Origin of the sequence: Xanthomonas sp. NCPPB 2586 (assembly GCF_041475775.2) — a bacterium.
Lineage (GTDB): Bacteria > Pseudomonadota > Gammaproteobacteria > Xanthomonadales > Xanthomonadaceae > Xanthomonas > Xanthomonas campestris.
Genome location: NZ_CM192981.1, coordinates 4356076 through 4378439 on the forward strand (window position 1 = coordinate 4356076; position 22364 = coordinate 4378439).

The following is a 22364-nucleotide window of genomic DNA, read 5'->3' on the forward strand; positions in this document are numbered from 1 at the left end:
GGTCACACACACCTACAGTTCGGCTAGGCGCAGCCTGCGGTCAGGTATCAGGCTACCTCAATGCGGCGGCCGATAATCCCGCAGCTTGGTGGTGACGTTGCCGACCTCCTCAACCGCAGCCCGCAGATCGTCTTCAGACATCCCCAGTTCGCGGGCCCAATACTGCAGCTCCCATTCCTCGCTGATGCTCACGTGTTCCATGTCGGTGGGTTTGCGGTTTGCGTCTGCTGTGCTCATTGGCGTATTCCGTTGGCGTATGTCTGCCAGGTGCGCTGGTGGTCAGATCAATGCGTCTGCGTGCGCTTGGCCTTGAGCCCGCGCGCATGCTCCAGGTGTTCGGCAATCATGTCGCGCTCGCGCTTGAGCTCCTTGCCCAGGTCGCTGGAGCCCGGCTCGCTGCTGACCTGCGCGTCCAGCACGGCGAGCGCCTTTCATGACTGATCACCGATGCCTGCAGGTATTCGCGCTCGAACTCCTGTGCATGCAATCCGTCCAGACGCTTGCGACCGGTTTCGAACTGGGCAAGCGTGGACTTGGCCTGCGCACTGCTGCGATCCGGCCCGAAGCGGCTGAGGTCGGTGAGGGCGGCGCTGTGCGCCTGGTCCATCTTGCGGGCGAACTCCAGCACCTCGCCCACCACGCCCTTGGTGACGGCCAGCTGCGCCAGGGTGCGCTCCTGCTCGTGGAAGACCGACAACGCACCGAGCGCCTGCGCGCGACCGCCTGCCCCGTGTTGCGTATCGCGCTGGGCGTCATTCTGCAGGGCACCGCGCAACGGGTCGCCGTGCGGCGGCGTGCTGCCGTCCTGCTGCGTATCGCCCTGCTGCGTATCAGTCGCCAACCCCTGGCGGCGCTGCCAGGCCTTGTAGGCGATGACGCCCACAGCGCCGGCGGTCACGAGCTTCAAGATGCTTCCCATTGCGGTCTCCTGGAGAGTGTGGATTGTCGAAGATGGCCAGCGGCGCGAGCTGCTTACAGCCACCGTGCGAGTCGATCCAGCCTGCGAGCGGCGGGGTTAGCCACGCGTGACCTGCGCATCAACACCGCGTCGCTGCGCGTGCGCGTCCACATCACACGCACGCGCCGTGCTGAGGTTTTTAACGCCGCCCCATCAACACTGCGTGCTTCGCCGCTGACCGCCGGCGCTCACGGAGAACTGCATGCTCGCCCTCAACTATCACGGCTCGCGCGATGTGCGGGTTGAAACGGTACCCGACCCGTTGCTGGTGGAACGCGACGACCTGATCCTGCGGGTGACCGCCACCGCGATCTGCGGCTCGGACCTGCACCTGTATCACGGCAAGATTCCCGACCTGCGCCCTGGCGATATTCTCGGCCACGAGTTCATGGGTATCGTGGAAGAGGTGGGCCCGGATGTCACCGCAGTGCGTCCGGGCGACCGTGTGGTGATTCCGTTCGTGGTGGCGTGCGGCCAGTGCTTCCACTGCCTGCTGCAGGAATTTTCGGCCTGCGAAACTACCAACACCGGCAAGGGTGCGGCGCTCAACCACAAAGACATGCGCCCGCCTGCGGCATTGTTTGGCTTCAGCCATCTTTATGGCGGTTTGTCTGGTGGGCAGGCGGAATACGTGCGCGTACCCAAGGCCAACGTCGGCCCGCTGGTGGTGCCCGATGCCCTGCACGATGGGCAGGTGTTGTTCCTCTCCGACATCCTGCCCACCGGCTACCAGGCGGTGGTGGACGCAGGCGTCAAGCAGAGGTCCACCGTGGCCATCTTCGGCGCTGGCCCGGTCGGCCTGATGGCCGCGGCGTGCTGCCGCATGCTGGGCGCCGAACGGGTGTTCATGGTCGACCGCCACGCCTACCGGCTGGACTTCGCATCGCGCACCTACGGTGTCATCCCGATCAACTTCGACGAGATCGACGACCCGGCCGACATCATCGTCTCGCAGACCGATGGCCGCGGCGTGGATGCCAGCATCGAGGCAGTGGGGTTCGAAGCCGAAGGCAGTGCGCTGGAAACCGCGTTGACCACCTTGAAGCTGGAAGGCAGCAGCGGCGTGGCGTTGCGCCAGTGCATCGCCGCCACCCGCCGCTGCGGCACGGTGAGCGTGCCCGGCGTGTATGCCGGTTTCATCCATGCCTTCATGTTTGGCGATGCGTTCGACAAGGGGCTCACCTTCAAGATGGGCCAGACCCACGTGCAGAAGCACATGCCCTACCTGCTGGAGCGCATCGGCAATGGCGAGCTCAAGCCCAGCGCCATCATCTCGCACCGGTTGCCGCTGGCCGAGGCCGCGCGTGGCTACGAGGTGTTCGACAAGAAGCAGGACGATTGCCGCAAGGTGGTGTTGACGCCCTGATCGGCACACGCATCCTGCAGGAACGACAACGGCGCGGTCCCCGAGGGCCGCGCCGTTGTCGTTCCTGCACTTGATGCTGAGTGACGCGTACAGCGCGCGTGGACTGCTTTAGAGCTACCAACAAAACGTAGCGCGCAGTCTTCAGGTGGGTGCGAGGGCGCGGAGGAACCGGCGTGTACGGGGGTACCTGCCGATTCCGAGCACCGGCCGCGCCCGCCTGGCTGCTGCGCGGTCGTTTGGATAGCGGCGCTTAGTCCGGCGCCTTGGCCGGTACGAACGGCGAGACCGGATCGCTGGCCGGGAAAGTTTCTTCCACCGCTTCGTCCTGGCGTTCGTCCTGCTTTTTTTCCTCCTCGTGCGCCTGCTCGTGCTGCGTGTTGGCGGCGTGCGTGGACGGGGTCGAATGGGATGTACTCATGGGGTTCTCCTGCAGGGCGGGTAGACAGACCCGCGTACTCGCACACGCTACGGCCGTGCATCGCCGATGGCAGTGAAAACCGCCTTCGCATGTGCTGCACAAACACAACGCGTTGCCGATTGGCTGGAGCGTGGCGCTTGGCATCGCCGCACTCTCGGTACGAGGCGATGGACGCAGCTGGCCTTGCTCGCACGATGCAGATCGACATCGGGACCCTGGCCGGCGCACTGCATGCGGAGCATGCAGACACAGGACGCTGTTGAGTGCTGCATCTTTCGATCGGCACCCAAAGCGATCAGCCACAGTGCCATCTACATCCACGCCAATGCGCGGCCTAACGTGTCTGATACAGCTGCCGCCCGGGTACGGTTCACACCCGGATACGCCCAGGGTGTATGGTGCAAGGGCGGCCGGAGTCCGGTGTCGCCTCCTCATCTTTCTGGCCTTTTCCATCAAGAATCTCTGCGAACGCTGCGACGCCGTCTGTTGCCGGCTCACCGTCCTGGTCGATCCAACCGACCGCATCCCACACCATCTGACCAGCGTGACACCGGAAGGTTGGCACGTGATGGCGCGCGACGAGGAAGGCTGGTGCGTGGCCATTGATGCCGCGCGCATGTGTTGCTCCATCTACGAAACGCGCCCGGCGATCTGCCGTCGCTTCGTCATGTCCGGGCCGTATTGCCGCGACGTGCGTGCCACCTACGACGATCAACGCCGGCGGGGCATTCCCTTGACGCTCTACAACGCATGAGGATTTGCGATGAATAATTCCCGCCGCCAGTCGATGACCGTCAGCAACCAGCCGGGCAAGCCGCGTTTGTCCGAACAGCGCCTGGCCGCCGATCTGGAAGAATTCCAGAAGTCCGGCGGTGCGATCGAGCGCCTGGGCGACACGCCGCTGCGCCGTGAAAAGAAGCGTGGCGCGCCGGAGACCCCGGCTGCAGCAGCTGCGCCCGCCAAGGCCGCCGCGGACGCGGACACGGAATAAGCACGCCGCAAGACGACAGCCGGCCAGGCGCCGCTGTCGTGCCGTATGCGCTTTGCGGTTGAGGCGAGCAGTCGCTGTGCCTACCGATGCATCTGCTGCCTGCGCCGCACCACTGCCGCGCACGGCGCCTGTCACCAACATCAAACGTTGATCATCGCTGCAGGCTGTGCCGTTTCTGCTAGACGAGCCGGCCAGCGGGAAATCCGCTGCACTTGGCACGACCAGGGCAGGTAGAGCAGCTCAACGTCATCAAGCGCATTGCGGGCAAACAGTCGCGCAATGACCAAGCGAAACCTCAACGACAACGGCTGCAGCAATCGAACGCTTGCGCTGCGGAATGCCGGGTCGAACAGCGCCCTGCCCGCTTGGAGCGGCTAACAAAACGTAGCGAGCAGTCGTCAGGTGGGTGCGGACGGCGCGGAGGAACCGGAGTGTACGGGGGTACATGCCGATTCCGAGCACCGGCCGCGCCCGCCTGGCGGCTGCGCAGTCGTGTTGATAGCTGCTCTTAGTCCTCCTGCCGCCGCAGCACCAGATACCGCCGCCAGTGCACGCCCAGCGCGTCATGCACGTCGCCTTCGGGCATCGAATCATGTGGGCAGGCCAGATTGAGTTCGTGCCGCCAGTGGATGCCGAACTCGCCGCCGGGCCACGGTGAAATCTGATACCCCTCGGGGATCAACAATTCCGGCGCCGAATCGGCCTGCAGCGTCTGCCCATCCTGCGGGCCGCCCACCAGCTGCAGACGCACGCACCCTTCTTCTTCATTCACGACCGTACTCCTCAACATGGCGGGACTGGTCGCATCCAGCGGGTTGGGGCGGCGCGCTGCGCAAACGGACGCATGCAATGGCAACGGTGCACTGCACGGTTGCCAGACGACGCCCCGACTGGCAGTGCTCGTGTTTCCACCAGCGCGTGCCATCGATTGCATGGAGTCTAGAAGCAGGCGCCGCAGGCAGAGCGTGAACACTGCGGCAGCGTGGAGTGAGCCGTGTAGCGGCAGCGCGCATGGCGCTACGCCATAGCGCCATGCGCGCTCAGCGGATTACAACAGCTGCGCGCGGCCGACCGCGCCGAGACCTTGTGCCAGCGCAGCCATTTCGTTGGCCAGCGCGATGACGTCGCCACCGGCCTGTGCGGCGGTGGTCATGATGCGTTGATAAGCGTCCCAGAAGTCCGGTCCACTGCCATAGGCGTCGTGGAACCCTTGCAGCTCCAAGACCAGCAGATCGGACACTTGCATGTCAGAGCGGTCCATTGTGTTTACCTCGTTGGGGAATGTCCCCGGCCCGCAGCTTATACCCGTTCACCTTACAAAACCGGGTCCACCAGGCGACAGCGGCGGCGAACCTGAATTGGTTAAATTGCTGGCGTCGCGTGGCCTGAAACAGTGTGTCTGCGGCCGCCAACACCGCGATTCTGCAGCGCTTTTTGAAACGGAGGACACATCCGCAGCAGCGCATGTCCATCCGCATTATCCAAATGCATTGTTGACGCTGCAGGCGCACTCAACTGTGGAACCAGTTGCATGCCTAGCAGGCACGCTCGCATCTGCTCGTAGTGCGAGCACTCGCCATGTGCGCTGCAGCTTCCCAAGCTACGGCTCTACTCTCGAACCGCCTGGCCACGCATCTGCGTTTGGAATGAACGAATTTGCCGCTTCAAGTGCGTTGGCGAGCACCACACTTGCCCACACAAATGCAGCACATCTAAACCCCGGTCAGGCCGCTGTACCAGGACTGCATCTTGCGCCGTCTTCGTCGCAAGACAACTCCGGCAACACCTGTGACCGACCCAGATCACGACGCAATCAGCTCACTGCGCATTGCCGCAGCACACCACGCGCAACCACCACTCATCCCGCCCGTCGCGGCAACTGCGCCAGCAGCTTGTCCAGCGTAATCGGGTAGTCGCGCACGCGGATGCCGGTGGCGTTGTAGACCGCATTCGCCAGCGCCGGCGCCACGCCGGTGAGCCCCAGTTCGCCCACGCCTTTGGCTTTCAACGGCGACATGGTCGGGTCCACCTCGTCGATGAAATGCGCCTCCAGATGCGGAATATCCGCATGCACCGGCACCTCGTAACCGGCCAGGTCGTGATTGACGAAAAAGCCCAGCCGCGTGTCCACCACCATGTCTTCCATCAACGCCGCACCCACGCCCATCACCATGCCGCCGATTACCTGGCTGCGTGCGGTCTTGGGGTTGAGGATGCGCCCGGCCGCGCACACCGCAAGCAGCCGGCGCACGCGGATTTCGCCGGTATCGGCATCCACCGCAACCTCCGCGAAATGCGCGCCAAAGGTTTGCTGCGCGTACTGCTGTTTGAGCGTACCGAACTCCATCGCGTCTTCGGCCACCAGCTCGCCGCCGGCGGCCGCCTGCGCCAGCGCAATGGAACGCGTGCCGGCGTGCACCTGGCCATCGGCAAAGCGGGCCTGGTCCACCGGCATGCCCAGGCGCTGCGCCACCGTCTTGCGCAGCTGCATGCAGGCGGCATACACGCCGGCGGTCACCGAGGCGGCACCTTGCTGCCCGCCGGAACCGGGCGTTTCCGGAAAGCTGGAATCGCCCAGCCGCACCACCACCTGGTGCAGCGGCAAGCCGAGCAGCTCGGCCGCGGTTTGCGCCACGATGGTGTAGCTGCCGGTGCCGATGTCGGTCATGTCGGTTTCGATGGTCAGCGTGCCGCTGCGGTCCAGCCGCGCACGCGCAGCGGCCTTGGAGATCGGCGCGCCGCGAATGGCCGCAGCCATGCCCATGCCGATCAACCAACGGCCGTCGCGCACGCTGGCCGGCGTGGGGTTGCGCCGCGACCAGCCGAAGCGCTGCGCGCCGCTGCGCAGGCACGCGATGAAGGGCCGCGTGGAGAACGGCCGCTGCGGCTGTTCCGGGTCCACCTGGGTGTCGTTGACGATGCGCAGCTGCACCGGGTCCATGCCCACGCGTTCGGCCAGTTCGTCCATGGCCACCTCCAGCGCCATCATCCCCGGCGCCTCGCCGGGCGCGCGCATGGCATTGCCTTCGGCCAGGTCCAACACCGCCAGCCGCACCGCGGTCATGCGGTTGGCGCCGGCGTAGAGCGAGCGCGTGGACAAGGGGGTGGGCTCGCTGCGGCCGCCGCGCAGATTGCCGGACCAGCTTTCATGGCCGATCGCGGTGAGCCGCCCGTCGGCGCCGGCGCCCAGCCGCAGGCGCTGGATGGTCGCCGGCCGGTGGATGGTGCTGTTGAACATCAGCGGGCGCTGCAGGGCCAGCTTGACCGGCCGCCGGGTGATGCGCGCGGCCAGCGCCGCCAGCACCAGATCCGCCTGTGCGGTGCCCTTGCCACCGAAGCCGCCGCCGATGAACGGCGACAGCAGCCGGATGCGCTCCTTGGGCATGCCCAGCGCCTTGCCCAGGTCGCGCGTGCCCCAGTTCATCTGCTGGATCGCGGTGTGGCAGATCAGCTGCTCGCCTTCCCAGCGCGCGATGGTGGCGTGCGGCTCCAGCATCGCGTGCGCCTGGTCGGGCGTGCGAAAGGTGGCATCCACGGTGAACGGCGCGGCGGCATAGGCGGCGGCGAAGTCGCCCTGGGCGGTCTGTGGCGGCCCGCCGAACGGCGCCTGTGGCGCCACCGGGGCACTGGCCTGCTGGGCCGCCAGGTCGTGGTGGCCGCGCTCACGCGCGTAGCGCACCCGCACCAGCGCCGCACCGGCGCGGGCCTGTTCGAACGTCTCAGCCACCACCACCGCCACCGGCTGGTGGTAGTGGTCCACCTGCGGCGCGGCCAGAAAACGCTGCACAGAGAAGTCGCCGGTGCCCAGCGCGGGCACGTTCTGGTGGGTAAGCACCGCGATCACCCCGGGCGCGGCGAGTGCGGCGGCAGTGTCCAGTGCGGTGATGCGCCCCTTGCCGATCGCCGCGCCGAGAATGTAGCCGTAGGCCATCTGCCCGGGCTGGTCGTGCCATTCATAGGCGTAGCGGGCCTGCCCGGTCACCTTGAGCGGCCCATCCACGCGGTCGACCGGCTGGCCCAGCACTTTGAGCTGGTCGGCGGGCGTGGTGCCTGCGGGGGTATCGAACTTCATGTGGGTGCTCCTGAGGGGGACGGACGGGTTGCGCGCCGCCGCGCCTGGGCGCTGGCGAGGGCCTGGCACTGCCAGATCGGCCTGAATCAGCCGGCGCACGCGGCGGCTCGGACAGCCGCCAATGCCTACCCGTTTGTAGCAAACGCAGGCGCCGCCCGGAGCCCATTTCCCGGCATGGGGTCATGAACAGGCTTCATGAATCGGCGGGATGCAAGGGCTGCGGGCAATGGCTGCCTCTCCCCACAGACATTGCCCGCGCTGCGACCGGCAAAGCTTGCATGGCCAAGCAGCCGCCTGGAGGAAAGCCCATCCCCTCCCATCTCCCCGCGATCTCCCCGCGCCCCGATGAATCCCCATTCCCCATTCCCCATTCCCCATTCCCGATTCCCGATTCCCGATTCCCCATTCCCCATTCCCGATTCCCCCTCCATGAACGCCACCGCCCGCCGCAGCGCCCGCCCGCCCAGGCAAAGGGAGCGGCTGTCATTCCCGTGTAAAATGCGCGGTCTTTGACCGGAAGAATGGCGAAAGCTCCTCCACGGGCGCCCCTCTCGGGCCCGGCGTTCATTCGCCTGCTCGCTCGCCTCACTGACGTCCACGTCGCGCAGTCCAACCACGCGCTGGCCGATCGGCTGAGCCAGTGGATCGACTGGACGCGCGCCGTTGCCGTGTCCAAGGCACTGGACGGCAAGCTGCCCGACGCCGAAACGCTGCCCGAGGTGAACGCCATCGGTGCCGACGACTGCGCGCGCCTGCGCGCCACCCTGGCCACCAGTTGCGTGACCGAGCTGGACACGCTGCTCACCCGGCTGCGCAGCGAGGCCCGCGCCGCCGCGGCCGCAGGCGCCCCCGCACCACTGGCCGACTACGCACCGTTCCGGCAGCACTACCTGGCCATGCAGCGCGGCATGCGCAGCACCACCGGCGATTTGCGCGGCCGGCTGCGCGACATGCTGGCGCAATCGGGCAACGGCGAGATGGCGCGCCTGGCCGAAGTGGACGCGGTGATGGAACTCACCCTCAGCCCGCGCGAGCAGAGCCTGCTGGCCACCGTGCCCACCCTGCTCGGCACCCATTTCGAACGCCTGCGCGCGGCCCACCACCCCGCGCAGGACACCGACACCGCGCCAGCACGCCCCGGCTCGGATGCCTGGCTGGACGTGTTCCGCAACGATTTGCAGAGCGTGTTGCTCGCCGAACTGGAAGTTCGTTTTCACCCTATCGAAGGCCTGCTTGCAGCGCTTCGCACCCGCTAATTGGGACGTCATGTTCAGAACTCTCGTGTCCGTTTTCGTGTTTCTTGTTGGCCTGCTGGCGGTGTGCTGGGTCGGCATCGGTTACCTCGGCTCCAACCCGCTCGGCGCATTGGTCGCCGCGGTCATCGGGGCGTGCTACATCGCCGGTGCGCGGGAGCTGTACCACTACCGCCAGGCCACCATCGCGCTGGAGCAGGCGCTCGAAGGTGTGAGCAGCGCACCCGCTGCGTTGGCCGACTGGCTGCAGACCGTGCCCGCCGGGCTGCGCAACGCCGTGCGCCTGCGCATCCAGGGTGAACGCGTGGCGCTGCCGGCGCCGGTGCTCACGCCGTATCTGGTTGGCATGCTGGTGCTGCTGGGCATGCTCGGCACCCTGCTTGGCATGATGGCCACGCTCAAGGGCACCGGTTTTGCGCTGCAGAGCGCCACTGACCTGCAGGCTATCCGCGGCTCGCTGGCGGCACCGGTCGAAGGCCTGGCATTCGCGTTCGGCACCTCCATCGCCGGCGTTGCCACCTCGGCCATGCTCGGGCTGCTGTCGGCGCTGTGCCGGCGTGAGCGCCTGCAGGCCGTGCAACAGCTCGACCTGAAGATCGCCACCGCGTTGCACCCGTATTCGGACGCGCACCAGCGCGGCGAGACCTTCAAGCTGCAGCAGCAACAAAGCGCGCTGATGCCGGCCCTGATCGACCGCCTGCAGGCATTGATGGCCAGCATCGAACAGCACAGCAGCGCCGCCGATGCACGGCTCACCGCGCAGCAGGCCGACTTCCACGCGCGCACCGAAGCTGCCTACCTGCGCCTGGCCGAGTCCCTGCAGCAGTCATTGCAGGCCGGTGTGGCCGACAGCGCCCGCGCAGTGGGCGATGCATTGCAGCCGGCGATGGCCGCCACCATGGCCGGCATCGCACAGGAAACCACCGCCCTGCATGCGCGCATCAGCGACGCGGTGCAGCAGCAGCTGGAAGGCATCAGCACCGGCTTTGCGCACAGTGCCAGTGCCGCCAGCGCGCACTGGAGCACGGCGATGACCGCGCAGGAACGTGCGCAGCAGGCGCGGACCGAACAGCTGCAGCATGCGCTCGCACAGATGGCGCAGCAGACCACCGCCCTGCAAGACAGCGTGGGCCAGGCCGTGCAGCAGCAGCTGGGCGTGCTGACAGACGGATTCGAACGCAGCACCAGCGCTGCCGCTGCCAACTGGCAGGCCGCGCTCACCGCGCAGGAACAGGCCCAGCAGGCGCTCACACAACAACTGCAGAGCACCCTCGCACAACTCGCCACGCAGACCACCGCACTGCAGGACAACCTTGGCCAGGCGGTGCAGCAGCAACTGGCTGCGCTCAACGATGGCGTTGCGCACAGCACCGCCGCGGCGGCCGCAGGCTGGGCCGCGGTGCTGGCCGAACACCAGCAGTCCACCCAGGCGCTCAGCGCGCAATTGCAGCGCACGCTGGAGCAGATTGCCGAGCACAGCACCACGCTGCAGGACGGCGTGGGCCAGGCGGTGCAGCAACAGCTCGATGGGCTGAGCACCGGCTTCGCTGCCAGCACCGCCACTGCCGCGCAAACCTGGACGGCGGCAGCGAGCGAGCAGCAACGCGCCAACCAGAGCCTGACCGATGCACTGCACACCACGCTGACACACTTCGCCAGCACGTTTGAAGCCCGCTCCGAAGCGTTGGTGGATGCGGTGTCCGCGCGCCTGGAACAGTCCAGCAGCCAGACCGCCGATGCCTGGAATGCCGCGCTGGCGCAGCAACAGCAGGCCAGCGCGGAGCTGGCCGCTCAGCACCAGGGCGCACTGAGCGCAGCCAACGCCAGCAGCGAGGCGCACGCCGCCGCGTTGATCGGCACCCTGCAGCAGGCGCATGTTGACTTGCAGGCCGCACTGGAAGCACGCGACGACACCCGCCTGGCGCTGTGGAGCGAGCGCTTCACCGCGATGAGCACGCGCCTGAGCGCGCAATGGGAACACACCGGCCAGCAGGTGGCGCAGCAACAACAGGCCATCTGCGACACCCTGGCCGCCACCGCCAGCGAGCTTTCCACGCAGGCACAGGCACAGGCCAGCGCCACCATTGCCGAAGTGTCGCGCCTGATGCAGATCGCCGCCGAAGCCCCCAAGGCCGCTGCCGACGTGGTGGCCGAGCTGCGCCAGAACCTCTCCGAAAGCATGGTGCGCGACACCGCGATGCTGGAAGAGCGCAGCCGCCTGCTCGCCACGCTGGACACCTTGCTCAACGCGGTCAATCACGCTTCCACCGAACAACGCGTCGCCGTCGACGCATTGGTCAGCACCTCGGCCGATCTGCTGCAGCGTGTGGGCAGCCAGCTCACCGAACAGATCGGCACCGAGACCAGCAAACTCGAAGCGGTGGCTGCACAGGTCACCGGCAGCGCGGTGGAAGTGGCCAGCCTGGGCGACGCGTTCGGGCACGCGGTGCAGTTGTTCAGCACCTCCACCGGCGAGCTCAACGACCGCCTGCAGCACATCGCCGGCGCACTGGATGCCGCGCAGGCGCGCAGCGACGATCAGCTGGCGTATTACGTGGCGCAGGCGCGCGAAGTGGTGGACCTGAGCATGCTCTCGCAGAAGCAGATCATCGAAGAACTGCGCCTGCTCGATGACCGCCGCGTTGACGCCAATGGAGCGCAGCCGGCATGAGCGATGAGATCGACCTCGATGGCGAATCCGCCGCACCGATCTGGGCCGCGTTCGGCGACCTGATGTCGGTGCTGCTGGGCGCGTTCGTGCTGATCCTGGTCGGCGTGATCGGCGTGCAGTTGCAGCTGTCCAGCCGCCTGGACGACGAGGTCAAGCAACGCCAGGCCGAAGCGCAGCGCCGCAAGACGCTGGAACAGGCACTCGCTGCACCGCTGGCCGCCGGCCGCGTCACCCTGGTCAACGGCCGCATCGGCATCCGCGGCAGCGTGCTGTTTGCGCTCAATTCCGACCAGCTGCAGCCGGAAGGCCGCGAGGTGTTGAAGAGCCTGGCCGCGCCACTTTCCGAGTACCTGGTGTCGCGCGAAGAGATCCTGATGATCAGCGGCTTCACCGACGACCGCCCGGTGCTGGACAGCAACCGTCGCTATGCCGACAACTGGGAACTGTCCGCGCAACGTGCGCTCACCGTCACCCGTGCGCTGATCGCCGAAGGCGTGCCCGCCTCTTCGGTGTTCGCAGCCGCTTTCGGCTCGCAACAGCCGGTGGATTCCAATGCCGACGAAACGCGGCGCGCCAAGAACCGCCGTGTGGAGATCGCGCCGATTCCGCGCCCGTCGGCTGCCGCTGCCGCACCACGATGAGCCGCACCGCGTCATCCACCCAGGCGCAGCTGGAACAGTGGCGCGCGCAAGGCGCCGACCAGCGCGACCCGGTGCGCTTCCATCTGATGCAGACCTTGCAGGCACGTGCCACCACGCAGCCGCCGGCCGTGCGTCAGGTGCTGGAAGACAAGCTCGCCGCGTTGGTGACGGCCTATGCACAGGCGCTGCAGCCGGCGCCGGTCTCCGTGCCCGTACCCGCGCCGGCACAACCACCGGCCGCGCCCAAATCGCGCGCGCGCAACAAGCGCAGCGCCGCACCTGCGCCTGCACCGGTCTCCGCACGCCAGGCACTGAGCGCGCTGCTCACGCAAATGGCCGGCCACACCGCACTGCTCAGCGACAGCAGCACCGGCAATGCCGCGCATGCTCCGCAATTCCCGGAGTTGCCGGCGCTGGACGACTTCCGCCGCACCTGGGCCACGGTGCGCACCGCCAGCCAGGTGCGGCAATCGCTGCAGGACGCGCCCGCCGATGCCGGCCCGCTCAATTCCAGCGTGCTGGTGCATCGGTGCATCAGCCTGATGCGCGCGCAGGCGCCCGGCTATCTGCAGCACTTCCTCGCCTACGTCGATGCCTTGTCGTGGATGGAGCAGCTGCAGCACGGCGGCGCACTGGCCACCGAAGCGCCGGCACCGGCACTGCCGGGCAAGAAACGCAGCCGTAGCGCGGCGCCGAAGCGACGCGCTTAGAGCAGCGATCAAACCGACTGCGCAGCCGCCAGGCGGGCGCGGCCGGTGCTCGGAATCGGCACGTACCCACGTACACTCCGGTGCCTCCGCGCCGTCCGCACCCACTTGACGACTGCTCGCTACGTTTTGTTAGCCGCGCTTAGCAGCAGGAATGCGATGCGCGTGATGCACGTCGGCATCGCGTCGCGCGCACTATCGCCTTCGGGGCACTCTTTCGATCCGGTCTCGCGTGCTGTGCAGCGCCCGCGGCAACGGCGCAGCGTGCTGCACGGCTAACGCGCAGCACACGAACGGGCAGGCACCTCAGAACCTCAGCCGTGCGCCCACCGTCCAGGTGCGCGGCGCGCCCGGATACACCCATTGTTCGCTGTATGAAAACGCGGCGTAGCGGCGGTCGGTGAGGTTTTCCACCTTTGCATACAGCCGCAGACGCTCGCTGAGGTCGTAATGGCCTACCAGGCGCCACACCGTGTAGGCCGGCAACACGAAGCCGGTGTTGCTGTCGACCGACCCCAGCCGCTCACCGGTGCGCGACACGCCCACCCCCACCGCGGCGCTGCGCGTGCCGCTCAACGGTTGCGCGTAGTTGACGAAGGCATTGCCGCTGAAGCGTGGCACGTTCGGAAAGCGGCGCCCTTCCGCCAGCCCGGTGCCCATTGCAGCGGCGCTGCTGCGGGTCACCTGCGAATCGGTATAGGCCAGGCCCACCGAGGCGGCCAGGTGCGGAGTGAGCCTGCCCAGCAGATCCAGTTCTGCGCCTTCGCTACGCATCTGCCCCACCGGCAACGAAAAACTGGTGTCGGCCGGATCCAGGCTCAACACGTTTTCCTTGTCGATACGAAACACCGCCAGCGTCGCTTCCAGGCCCTCACCGGGCTGCACGTATTTCAGGCCGGTTTCCAGCGAGCGGCTCTTCTCGGGCGCGAAGCTTTGCCCGTTGGCACCCACGCCGCTATTGGGCCGAAACCCGGCCGCCGCACTGGCGTATAGCGACAGCGTGTCGTCCAGATGCACGGTGAGCCCGGCACGCGGGCTGATGACACCGTCGGAGGCTTGCTGCGTGGTTGCGCGCAGACGGTTGGCAATGTCCTGCTGATAGTGGTCGTAGCGCACGCCGAGCAAGGCCTTCCAGCGCGCGCCCAGATCGATCTGGTCCTGCGCATAGACGCCCCACACCTGTTGTCGCTCGTCGGTATCGGTGATCGGCGCCAACCGCCCGGGTTGCGCCACGCCATAGCGCGGTGCCAGCACGTCGATGCTGTAGGGCGTGGCCGCCGAGCGCGCGCGCAGCTGGTAGCGACTGTCGTTGAAGCGGTTGCCATCGATGCCGAACAACACGTGATGGGCGACCTTGCCGCTGCCGAGCGTGCCCAGCAGTTCGGCGCGCGCGGCGATGTCGCGGCCCTGGTAGTCGCGGTAGCGGCGCTCGCGCCGCAGCGTGCGATCGTCGGCCTGCAGCGTCCACGGCTCGGTGGAAAAGCCGCGCATGCCACTGTCGCGATACGTGGCACCGCCCTGCAACGACCAAGTCTGATTCAAACCATGCACCGCGAACACCTGGTGGCCGGTGGAATGCAGATCGATGTCGCCATCACCCGGCTCGCCCAGAAAGCGCGACGCCGGCAAGCGATTGGCATCGCCATCGATCGCGGTCACACCGCGATCGAACGGGGTGTGGATGCGCAGCAGTTCCAGCTCGTAGGACACCGTAGTGTCGGGCGTGGGCATCCACAGCAGCGACGGCGCCAGCAGCGTGGCGTCGCTATCGACCGTGTCGCGAAAGCTGTGCTGGTCCTTGTGCATGAGATTCACGCGGTAGGCCACGGTTTCGCTGAGCGGGCCGGTGCTGTCCAGCGCCGCGCGGTAGCTGTCAAAGCGCCCCGCAGACAGGTCCACGCTGTGCTGCGCATCGAACAAGGGTTTCTTGGTGACGATATTCACCGCACCACCTGGCTCGCCGCGCCCGTACAACGCAGACGCTGGCCCCTTGATCACTTCCACGCTCTGCGTGTTGGCGCCATCGCGCAGGCCGTTGTAACCGCGGCTGGCGTTGAAGCCGTTGACCATGTAGTCGGAACTGAAGTTGGGGTCGCCGGTGAACCCGCGGATCGAATAGCTGTCCCACAGCCCGCCCAGGTTATTGGCCTTGGTGATGCCGCTGGCCATGTCCAGCGCGCCGGCCAGATCGGTGACGCCGGCATCCTCCAGCAAGCTGTGGTCGAGCACGCGTGCACTGATCGGCAGATCGCGCAGCGGTGCTTCGGTCTTGGTGGCGCCGGTCACCGTCAGTGCGCGGTACGGTGCGTAGTCGCTGCGTACTTGCACCGCGTCCAGGCTGCGCGCCTGTGGCTCGGCCGCAGTGGCCGGCGCGGCGGCGCAGGCGAGCACGCCAAGCAGCGGCAGCGCCGAGACAACGTGGCGGCGTGGAAGAAGACTGGACACGGGGCAGGACTCCTGAAAGACAGCCGCCTGTTGGCGGCTGTCGCGATGAAGGCACACGAAACATCGATGCAACGGTGATACGGGAATGCGCCGCTAGGACGCCGGGTCTGCCATTGCTTCAAAGCGCGGTGCGCGTGCGAAGTCGTTTCCGGTAAACGCGCGATCGCGGAACAGGAACCCGTAGTAGTAGGTGCGCAGTGCGCGGTGGTAGTCGCGGATGCGGTCCTGGTAGGCCAGCTGCGCCTGCAGATCGGTGCCGGCCAGACGCGTCAATGCGGCCTGCAGCGCCACCGGTGGCAACACCGCGGCTACGCGTTGCGCCAGCGCTTCGCGGCGGAGCAGGCCTTGCCGGTACGCGCTCACCTGCGGTGCCACCTGCGCATCGCCGTTGGCGTGGAAGGCGAAATACCACTTGTAGTGGAATGCATCGGTCAGCGGAGGCGAATCCGCCCACTGCGGATGGCGCGCGTAGAACGCCTGCATGGTGTGCTGGCGCGGAATGTCCCAGGCGTGGTTGACCGCTTCGCGCTGCAGCCGCGCAATCTCGGCGCCTTGATTGACCGGCACCGCCTGGTTGATCGCCACATGCGCCAGCGCCGGTGCCACCAGCGCCAGCACCACCCAGCACGTGGCCAGCGCAGTGGCATGCGCGGCCGGCCGCCATGGCAGCCGCCCCACCAGCACCGCCACCACCACCCAGAACAACAGGTAGGCGCAAGTCAACGCCTGCACCGCCAGTTGCTGGCCCAGCGGCACGCCATTGAGCGTGGCGGCCACCGCAAACGGCAACGCCAGGCACAGCAGCACCGCCAGCGCACGCACCGTCACCCGCCGCGCCAGCAGCGCCGTGCCGGATCCGGGCAACGCTGCCAACATGCGCGCGCGCCCGGCCGCGTGTTCACCCGAGCGCAGGTCGAACAACAACGCAATGACAAACAGCGGCAACAGAAACACCACCACGAATGCGTAGTCGAAGCGGCCAGCCAGCGCGAGTTCGGGGTTGTAGCTGTCACCGTCATGGATCTGCGCCTCCAGGCCCAGCGCACGCACGCGCAGGATGTACGGCGACACATCGCGCATGCCCACCGCAGCAAACGCCAGTGGCGCAGGCGGATCCCAGGTGGGATGGAAACTGTAATAGGCCGCGCTGCCGGCATCGTTGCTGCGCGCCACATACGCCTGCACCGCAGCGATGTCTTCCTGCTGCAAGGCCGCGATGCGTGCGATGTTGTGGCGCTGTGTCTGCATGAGGTGGTGCCCGGAAACCAGGCTGCACACGCCCAGCAGCACCAGCAAGGCCAGCCCTGCCACCGCCGCGCGTGCACGCAGCAGCAATAGCCATTCGTAGCGCCACACGGCCATCAGCGTGCCACTCCCATGCGCCGCGCGGCGACCGTGACCAGGCACAGCGACAGCAGCAACCAGCCGGCGAGCAAGGCAAGGCTGGCACGCCCTGCGTGCAGCAACTGCGCCGTGGCCGATGGCTCGAATGCAAACACGGGAATGCGGTGCCAATGCGCGGCATCGATGCGCTTGCGCTGGTCGGCACCGGCATCCTTGGCGGTATCGTCGGCCAGGCTCACCGCATCGGCCTGCAATTGATTGAGCTGCTGCACCAGGCCATAGCGATACCGCTCGGCCTGGCTGAGAAAACGTTCGTGCGCGCGCAGATCGGTCTCGGCCACTGTCATCGAGACCGCGCGCAAGGCCACCGTGGGGCTGAGCAGCGCAAACACGCGCACCAGCAGATTCTGTTGCTGCTGGATCGCCGAATCGCGCGCCGCGTAGCGTTCGAACAGGCTGGCGGTCAGGCGTTCGCCTTCCACTGCCAGCAGGCCCTTGTAGTTCACCGGCAGGTCTTCCACCCGCTGCACGCCGTACTGCGCCAGCACCTGTTGCTTGAACTGCGCAAAGTGCGGGTCATCGGGGTTATGGCTGTCGCCGAGCGTGCGCAGATCGCGCTGGATCGCCACGTCCGTTTCCAGCCGCATGGGCAGGCGATACGCGGCATTGGCGACATCCGGCGCCACCCGCGGTACCAGCAGGGCCAGCCAGACCCACAGCGCCAGCGCCACCAGCAAGGCGTCGCGGCCACGCCGGCATAGCACCGACACCGTCAGCACCAGCGCGCACCATGCCAGCAGATACGCCGCATACGACAGCACCAGTACCGCCACCCGCATGCCCTGCCCCGGCAGCACCGCCACCGGCACCAAGCCGACCAGCGCCGGCAACAGGCAGGCCGCCGCTACTGCGGTCAGGGCCAGATATTTTCCGCTCAGTACTTGCATCCGCGTGGCGCCCTGCAGCAACACCACGCGCAAGGTGCCGGTTTCCTGTTCGCGCGCCACTGCGCCGCAGCCCAGGAACACCAGCAGCAGCGGCGCCAGCACCTGCAGCACGAACGCAGGCGTGAGTTGCCCGAAGCGCACCAGCAACGAGCTTTGCCGCACGTCGCCGAAATTGGCGGTGTTCTGGCGGTGGCCTTCCAGAAACATGCTGTTGCCGGTGAAGGCATCCACGCCGGCATCGAAGGCCGCCAGTGCCGGCAACGGGCGATAGATGAAGTGCCCGTAATGCACTACGCGGTGCGGGTGCCGGTCTGGCTGCGCTTCGAACGCCTGCTGCGCGGCCTGTTGCTGCCGCGTGCGGAACTCGGAAACCTCGCGCTGATGCTGCGCGGCGGTCAGCGCGGCCACCAGCGTCAACGCCATCAGCAGCACCAGGCCGATGGCCGCGGACCGGTTGCGTGCCATGTAGCGCAGTTCTTCGCGTGCCACCCACAGCACAGCACTCATGCGGCGCGGTCCTGCGGCCGCGCAAAGCGCGCATGCAGGGTGCGCACGTCGAAGCCGCTGTCACCGGCGCCGACTTCATCGACGATGCGCCCGTTTTCCAGAAAGCCGATACGGTCGGCCACGTCCACCGCACCGAGCAGATCGTGCGTGACCATCAGCACCGCGCCGCCGCGCGCACGCACGCTGCTCACCAGCTGGTTGAAGTCGCCGATGGCGCGCGGGTCCAATCCGGAGGTGGGTTCGTCGAGCAACAGCACCGGCACCTCGCGCAAGGTGGCCACGGCGATCGCCACCTTCTGCCGCATGCCCTTGGAAAAACCACCCAGGCGCTGCGTCCATGCCTCGCGCTGCAGCCCGGCCGCGGCCAGCGCAGTGCCAATCGCCTCCGGGCTACGCCGCTGCCCGGCCAGCGCCAGCAGGTAATCGGCATTTTCCAGCGCGCTGAGGTGCTCGTAGAGCGCCACGTTTTCCGGCAGATACGCCAGGCGCGCCCGCGCCAGCCCGGGGTTGGCCACCGGGTCCACACCATCCACCTGCAACTGCCCGGACACCGGCCGCACAAAGCCCAACAATGCCGACAACGTGGACGACTTACCCGCGCCGTTGCCACCCAGCAGCGCATACACACTGCCCGGCGCCACCTGAAGGTTAAGCCCCTGCAATACCGCGCGGCCGCGGTAGGACACGTGCACGTCGACAAGGGAAATGGCGGAAACAGGCGGCGCGGCAGAGGACATGGCAAGCGGTCATCACAAATGAATTGATACGTTATCACATTGCGGATGGCGCTCGTGTGGCCGGGCGGTGGCCGCCTGATGCGTCGCCGGTGGCGCAGTGATGCAGCTGTTTGCGTTGCTCCAGAACACCGCTTTTTAAGAGCTCGGCGCGCGCCATCTGCATGCATTCGACCTGCAAAGCGGACGCGGCTGGCTGTGGAGCGACGTCCATTGGCCCGCCGGCACCACTGAAGCACCAGGAAGTGCAATGTTATTCTGTTACGAAATATCGCTGCATCCACACCGTATTCGTCAACGAGACCCTGATCACCGCATGTCTTCTCCCCAGCACGGCCGCCTGCCCCGCACCTCCACCCGCACCCCCATCGCCGGTGACGCCGCAGCGCCGCGCCGCACACCCGCCCGTGCCAACCTGCTCGCGCTGACCTTGCTGGCAAGCCTGCACGCGTCCGCGCAGCCAGCCCTGGATACCCGCGCGCCGCTGCCGCCGGTGCGCGCCTGGCATGGTGCGAGCGAGTCGCTGGTGATGAAGGCGAACGCCGAGTGGGCAACGCCGGCCGAACGCAGCGACTTCGTCAGCACGCCCAACTATGCGGACACCCGCGCGTGGCTGGAGCGCCTGGTCGCCGCCTCGCCGCTGTTGTCGCTGGAGGTATTCGGCACCAGCAGCGAGGGCCGCGACCTGCTGCTGGTGCGCGCCCGCAAGGGAGCAGCCGGCAAACCCGTGGTGCTGGCGCAGGCCGGCATCCACGCCGGCGAGATCGATGGCAAGGACGCCGGCCTGATGCTGTTGCGCGACATCGCGCAGGGCGGCAAGGACGCGCTGCTGGACCAGGTGGATTTCGTGTTCGTGCCGATCCTCAATGTGGATGGCCACGAGCAGCGCGGCCCGCTGGTGGGCGCGGCCCTGCGTGGCCCGCAGGGGGCGGGCTGGAACAGCACCCCGCGCGGCATCAACCTCAATCGCGACTATCTCAACCTCGAGACGCCGGAAGCCCGCGCGGTGGTGGCGCTGCTGCACCGGCTGGACCCGGCGCTGTACATTGATCTGCATGTCAGCGAGGGGCTGGATCATCAATACGACATCACCTACACCTTCGCTGGCTGGGGCACGTATGCACGCTCGCGCGCCACTGCCGGCTGGCTGCAGCAGCGCTTCACCCCGGCGGTCGATGCCGCGTTGCGCACGCAGGGCCACACCCCCACGATCTACCCCAGCCTGATCGACGAAAACGACCCGCGCTCGGGCCTGCGCTACTCGCCGGAAGGCCCGCGCTATTCCACCGGCTACGGCGACTTTGCCGGCATCCCCACCGTGCTGGTGGAGAACCACCGGCTCAAGTCCTATCGCCAGCGCGTGCTCGGCGACTACGTGCTGCTGGAAGTGGCGCTGCGCGTGGTGGCCCGCGATGCCACGCGCATTGCCGCCGCCAAACGCACCGACCGCGCCGCGCGGCCCGCCGAACTGATGGTGGCCTGGGAGCGCCTGGAGCAGCCGATCGCGCAGCTGCCCTTCAAGGGCGTGACCTACACGCGTGCGCTGTCGCCGGCATCGGGCCGGCAGGAGCTGCGCTGGGAAGGCCGCGATGCCACCTGGACCATGCCGGTGATCGGCTATCGCCAGACCCAGGCGGTGACCTATCCGCAGGCCTGGTGGATTCCGCCCGGCAACGCCGATGTGGTCGCGCGATTGGATGCCCACGGCATTCAGTACGAGCGCCTGCAGCAGCCACGCCAGTTGCGCGTGGAGCGCACCCGCATGGTCAAGCAGTCCGGCAGCAACACCCCGCACAGCGCGCAGGTGGAAGAAACCTTCGCGCTCGGCAGCATCCGCATTCCTTCTGACCAGCCGATGCGCATGCTGGCCGCCGCCTTGCTGGAGCCGCAAAGCAGCGACTCGCTGCTGGCCAGCGGCCTGTTCCGCCACGCCGGCAACCCGGACAGCGGCCTCTACGGCGCCGAGCTGGTGCGTTTCACCGAACGCATGTTGCAACACGACGCAGCCTTGCGCAGCGACTTCGAACGCAAGCTCGCCGCTGACCCCGCGTTTCGTGCCGATGGCGACGCGCGCCTGCAATGGATCTACGCACGTTCGCCGTACGCCGCTCTGAGCGGCTGGCAATATCCGGTGCGACGTGAGCTGCGCGAGTGAGCGGCCGCACTGCGGCCGCACTGCGGCCGCTGGCGTGCGGCAGCGCCTGGCGAGGCTGAGTCACTGCATACAGCGCAGCGTGCACCACGCAAGCGCGCAGGAAGGCGCACCTCACCGGCGATGACGTCGCCCGACACGTCGCTTCCCACGGATGCGCAGTGATCACCATGATCACCACATCGCCCGTAGACCGTTACGCCATCGGTCGCTGCACTACCGGCGCATGCTCGGCCATCAACGCAATCACCCAATCGATGAACACGCGGAGCTTCGCGCTCACGTGCCGGTTGGGCGGGAAGGCGATCGAGAGCGGCATCGGGTCCAGCTGCCAGTCCGCGAACACCGGCAGCAGCTCGCCGCGGCTCAGCGGTGCACGCGCCATGTACTGCGGCAACCACAACACGCCCATGCCGGCCAGCCCCGCGGCCAGGTAGGCATTGCCGTCGTCGCTGGCCACCACGTAGCGACCGTGCACCTGCACGTGTTCGCCATCGCGCTGCATCACCAGTGGCCACGGCACGCCATCGCCCCAGCGCATGAAGCCTACGGTGCGGTGGGCGGTGTCTTCTAGCTCGCGTGGATGCGCAGGCATGCCCAGGCGTGCGAGATAGCCGGGCGCTGCATACACGCCCGCCTGCAGGTCACCCACGTGCCGCGCCACCAGCGATTGATCAGTGATGGTGCCGCCGCGCACCACGCAGTCGATCTGCTCGCCGATCAGATCCACGCGGCGATCGCTGGCGCCCATGTGCAACTGGATATCCGGATACCGCGCATGAAAGTCCGGCAGCGCGGGCATCAGGATCAGGCGCGCCAGCGGGCTGGGCACATCCACGCGCAAGCGCCCACGCGGCACGCTGGATGCCACCGACAAACTGGTTTCCGCATCGTCCATGTCGGCCAGCAAGCGCACCACACGCTCGTAATAGGCCGCGCCATCGGCGGTGACCGCCACACGGCGCGTGGTGCGATTGAGCAAGGTCACCCGCAGGCGCGCCTCCAGCTGTTGCACCAGCTGGGTCACCGTTGCCCTGCTGATCTGCAGGGTGTCGGCGGCCTTGGTGAAGCTGCCGGACTCGACCACACGTGCGAATGCCTGCATTGCATCGAACCGATCCATCGCCATCCTGCGGTCTGCTCAATTGTTTGGATTCT

Annotated in this window: 18 protein-coding genes, 3 other RNA genes and 1 pseudogene; 9 read left to right on the forward strand and 13 right to left on the reverse strand. The window is 67.3% G+C overall.

What is annotated here, in order from left to right:
- Positions 1–57 precede the first annotated feature (57 nt).
- Positions 58–237 carry a DUF3606 domain-containing protein gene (locus tag ACCQ09_RS19125; protein WP_012439379.1) on the reverse strand — a complete coding sequence of 60 codons (180 nt, stop codon included), beginning with the start codon at positions 235–237 and terminating at the stop codon, positions 58–60.
- Between the two features lie 47 nt (positions 238–284).
- A pseudogene (locus ACCQ09_RS19130) lies at positions 285–919 on the reverse strand (DUF4142 domain-containing protein).
- A 241-nt stretch (positions 920–1160) separates the two neighbouring features.
- Between ACCQ09_RS19130 and ACCQ09_RS19135 the strand changes: the two are divergent.
- Entirely contained in the window at positions 1161–2324 is a 1164-nt protein-coding gene (locus ACCQ09_RS19135; protein WP_040941899.1) for a zinc-dependent alcohol dehydrogenase, read from the forward strand.
- Between the two features lie 115 nt (positions 2325–2439).
- On the opposite strand, the gene ACCQ09_RS19140 is transcribed toward ACCQ09_RS19135, so the two are convergent.
- Both ACCQ09_RS19140 and ACCQ09_RS19145 read right to left on the reverse strand, forming a co-directional pair.
- Positions 2440–2513: non-coding RNA, sX9 sRNA (locus ACCQ09_RS19140), on the reverse strand.
- 61 nt (positions 2514–2574) lie between these two features.
- On the reverse strand, positions 2575–2742 hold the full coding sequence (locus ACCQ09_RS19145) for a hypothetical protein (RefSeq protein WP_011270031.1): 168 nt from the start codon (positions 2740–2742) through the stop codon (positions 2575–2577).
- A 502-nt stretch (positions 2743–3244) separates the two neighbouring features.
- Between ACCQ09_RS19145 and ACCQ09_RS19150 the strand changes: the two genes are divergently transcribed.
- Together ACCQ09_RS19150 and ACCQ09_RS19155 are read left to right on the forward strand one after the other, a co-directional pair.
- Entirely contained in the window at positions 3245–3496 is a 252-nt protein-coding gene (locus ACCQ09_RS19150; RefSeq protein WP_029217180.1) for a YkgJ family cysteine cluster protein, read from the forward strand.
- Between the two features lie 9 nt (positions 3497–3505).
- Positions 3506–3733, forward strand: a complete 228-nt coding sequence (locus ACCQ09_RS19155; RefSeq protein WP_012439383.1) for a hypothetical protein — start codon at positions 3506–3508, stop codon at positions 3731–3733.
- 372 nt (positions 3734–4105) lie between these two features.
- Here ACCQ09_RS19155 and ACCQ09_RS19160 read toward each other — a convergent pair.
- From ACCQ09_RS19160 to paoC, 4 genes are all read right to left on the reverse strand, one after another.
- Positions 4106–4180, reverse strand: a non-coding RNA gene (locus tag ACCQ09_RS19160) — sX9 sRNA.
- Positions 4181–4241: 61 nt separating this feature from the next.
- Positions 4242–4505 (reverse strand): hypothetical protein, encoded by a 264-nt coding sequence (locus tag ACCQ09_RS19165; protein ID WP_228428361.1) that lies wholly within the window; start codon positions 4503–4505, stop codon positions 4242–4244.
- Between the two features lie 276 nt (positions 4506–4781).
- Entirely contained in the window at positions 4782–4994 is a 213-nt protein-coding gene (locus ACCQ09_RS19170) for a hypothetical protein (RefSeq protein ID WP_011038791.1), read from the reverse strand.
- A 597-nt stretch (positions 4995–5591) separates the two neighbouring features.
- Positions 5592–7805: an aldehyde oxidoreductase molybdenum-binding subunit PaoC gene (gene paoC / locus ACCQ09_RS19175; protein ID WP_040941901.1), complete on the reverse strand. Its 2214-nt coding sequence runs from the start codon at positions 7803–7805 to the stop codon at positions 5592–5594.
- Positions 7806–8326: 521 nt separating this feature from the next.
- On the opposite strand from paoC, the gene ACCQ09_RS19180 reads away from it, so the two are divergent.
- The 5 genes from ACCQ09_RS19180 to ACCQ09_RS19200 all read left to right on the forward strand — a co-directional run bounded on the left by ACCQ09_RS19180 (position 8327) and on the right by ACCQ09_RS19200 (position 13215).
- Positions 8327–9061: a DUF3348 domain-containing protein gene (locus ACCQ09_RS19180; RefSeq protein WP_011270032.1), complete on the forward strand. Its 735-nt coding sequence runs from the start codon at positions 8327–8329 to the stop codon at positions 9059–9061.
- Positions 9062–9071: 10 nt separating this feature from the next.
- On the forward strand, positions 9072–11729 hold the full coding sequence (locus ACCQ09_RS19185; protein WP_040941902.1) for a DUF802 domain-containing protein: 2658 nt from the start codon (positions 9072–9074) through the stop codon (positions 11727–11729).
- Positions 11726–12370, forward strand: coding sequence for an OmpA family protein (locus ACCQ09_RS19190; RefSeq protein ID WP_040941903.1), 645 nt, complete (start codon positions 11726–11728; stop codon positions 12368–12370). The genes ACCQ09_RS19185 and ACCQ09_RS19190 overlap by 4 nt, the downstream gene beginning before the upstream one ends.
- Positions 12367–13080, forward strand: coding sequence for a DUF2894 domain-containing protein (locus tag ACCQ09_RS19195; protein ID WP_040941904.1), 714 nt, complete (start codon positions 12367–12369; stop codon positions 13078–13080). The genes ACCQ09_RS19190 and ACCQ09_RS19195 overlap by 4 nt, the downstream gene beginning before the upstream one ends.
- 60 nt (positions 13081–13140) lie before the next feature.
- Positions 13141–13215: non-coding RNA, sX9 sRNA (locus ACCQ09_RS19200), on the forward strand.
- A 168-nt stretch (positions 13216–13383) separates the two neighbouring features.
- On the opposite strand, the gene ACCQ09_RS19205 is transcribed toward ACCQ09_RS19200, so the two are convergent.
- From ACCQ09_RS19205 to ACCQ09_RS19220, 4 genes are all read right to left on the reverse strand, one after another.
- On the reverse strand, positions 13384–15522 hold the full coding sequence (locus ACCQ09_RS19205) for a TonB-dependent siderophore receptor (RefSeq protein WP_011038797.1): 2139 nt from the start codon (positions 15520–15522) through the stop codon (positions 13384–13386).
- Between the two features lie 93 nt (positions 15523–15615).
- Entirely contained in the window at positions 15616–16884 is a 1269-nt protein-coding gene (locus ACCQ09_RS19210; RefSeq protein WP_011038798.1) for a DUF3526 domain-containing protein, read from the reverse strand.
- Positions 16884–18320, reverse strand: coding sequence for an ABC transporter permease (locus ACCQ09_RS19215; protein WP_040941905.1), 1437 nt, complete (start codon positions 18318–18320; stop codon positions 16884–16886). The genes ACCQ09_RS19210 and ACCQ09_RS19215 overlap by 1 nt, the downstream gene beginning before the upstream one ends.
- Positions 18317–19057, reverse strand: a complete 741-nt coding sequence (locus ACCQ09_RS19220; RefSeq protein ID WP_040941906.1) for an ABC transporter ATP-binding protein — start codon at positions 19055–19057, stop codon at positions 18317–18319. Before ACCQ09_RS19220 ends, ACCQ09_RS19215 begins: the two co-directional genes overlap by 4 nt.
- 313 nt (positions 19058–19370) lie before the next feature.
- On the opposite strand from ACCQ09_RS19220, the gene ACCQ09_RS19225 reads away from it, so the two are divergent.
- Positions 19371–21209, forward strand: a complete 1839-nt coding sequence (locus tag ACCQ09_RS19225) for a M14 family metallopeptidase (protein ID WP_040941907.1) — start codon at positions 19371–19373, stop codon at positions 21207–21209.
- A gap of 193 nt (positions 21210–21402) precedes the next feature.
- On the opposite strand, the gene ACCQ09_RS19230 is transcribed toward ACCQ09_RS19225, so the two are convergent.
- Positions 21403–22335, reverse strand: coding sequence for a LysR family transcriptional regulator (locus ACCQ09_RS19230; RefSeq protein WP_011038802.1), 933 nt, complete (start codon positions 22333–22335; stop codon positions 21403–21405).
- Positions 22336–22364 lie beyond the last annotated feature (29 nt).

Coding starts and splice junctions, on each gene's coding strand:
- ACCQ09_RS19225 (WP_040941907.1), top strand. CDS start 19,371: ATGTCTTCTCCCCAGCACGGCCGCCTGCCCCGCACCTCCACCCGCACC.
- ACCQ09_RS19155 (WP_012439383.1), top strand. CDS start 3,506: ATGAATAATTCCCGCCGCCAGTCGATGACCGTCAGCAACCAGCCGGGC.
- ACCQ09_RS19180 (WP_011270032.1), top strand. CDS start 8,327: ATGGCGAAAGCTCCTCCACGGGCGCCCCTCTCGGGCCCGGCGTTCATT.
- ACCQ09_RS19170 (WP_011038791.1), bottom strand. CDS start 4,994: ATGGACCGCTCTGACATGCAAGTGTCCGATCTGCTGGTCTTGGAGCTG.
- paoC (WP_040941901.1), bottom strand. CDS start 7,805: ATGAAGTTCGATACCCCCGCAGGCACCACGCCCGCCGACCAGCTCAAA.
- ACCQ09_RS19190 (WP_040941903.1), top strand. CDS start 11,726: ATGAGCGATGAGATCGACCTCGATGGCGAATCCGCCGCACCGATCTGG.
- ACCQ09_RS19145 (WP_011270031.1), bottom strand. CDS start 2,742: ATGAGTACATCCCATTCGACCCCGTCCACGCACGCCGCCAACACGCAG.
- ACCQ09_RS19185 (WP_040941902.1), top strand. CDS start 9,072: ATGTTCAGAACTCTCGTGTCCGTTTTCGTGTTTCTTGTTGGCCTGCTG.
- ACCQ09_RS19195 (WP_040941904.1), top strand. CDS start 12,367: ATGAGCCGCACCGCGTCATCCACCCAGGCGCAGCTGGAACAGTGGCGC.
- ACCQ09_RS19230 (WP_011038802.1), bottom strand. CDS start 22,335: ATGGCGATGGATCGGTTCGATGCAATGCAGGCATTCGCACGTGTGGTC.
- ACCQ09_RS19125 (WP_012439379.1), bottom strand. CDS start 237: ATGAGCACAGCAGACGCAAACCGCAAACCCACCGACATGGAACACGTG.
- ACCQ09_RS19210 (WP_011038798.1), bottom strand. CDS start 16,884: ATGGCCGTGTGGCGCTACGAATGGCTATTGCTGCTGCGTGCACGCGCG.
- ACCQ09_RS19220 (WP_040941906.1), bottom strand. CDS start 19,057: ATGTCCTCTGCCGCGCCGCCTGTTTCCGCCATTTCCCTTGTCGACGTG.
- ACCQ09_RS19215 (WP_040941905.1), bottom strand. CDS start 18,320: ATGAGTGCTGTGCTGTGGGTGGCACGCGAAGAACTGCGCTACATGGCA.
- ACCQ09_RS19135 (WP_040941899.1), top strand. CDS start 1,161: ATGCTCGCCCTCAACTATCACGGCTCGCGCGATGTGCGGGTTGAAACG.